General features: G+C 57.3%; 1 protein-coding gene. It reads right to left on the reverse strand.

Annotated features, from left to right (window positions below; genetic code table 11):
• Positions 1-382 (reverse strand): POTRA domain-containing protein (locus tag FNJ47_RS46770; RefSeq protein ID WP_283811402.1); only part of this gene is annotated, 382 nt, incomplete at both ends.

Raw genomic sequence — 382 nt, forward strand, 5'->3', positions numbered from 1 at the left:
ATCTTGGTCCGCTCACCTTCGTTGATGACGAAAGCGATGTTCACGCGGCCCTGACCGACAGAAACGGTCTGGGTGGTGATTTCGACGTCGCTCCGACCGATGGCACCGTAGGCTTCCTTGATGCGGGCAATATCCGCAGTCACGATAGCCTGGTTGAACGGACCGAGCGGCTGGGTCTGCACGATGCCGGCCAGCTTGTCGTCCTTGATCTTGCGGTTGCCGTTGAAGACCACCTGGTTGACCAGCTGGTTTTCGTTCACCGTCACGACCAGCGTGCTGCCGGAAACGCGCATGGAGACATTCGAGAAGTAACCGGTGGCGTAAAGACGCTTCACCGATTCATCGATGTCCGAATTGGAAAAGTTCTTACCCGGCGCAATGG

It is taken from the genome of Bradyrhizobium uaiense (assembly GCF_010811875.1).
Lineage (GTDB): Bacteria > Pseudomonadota > Alphaproteobacteria > Rhizobiales > Xanthobacteraceae > Bradyrhizobium > Bradyrhizobium uaiense.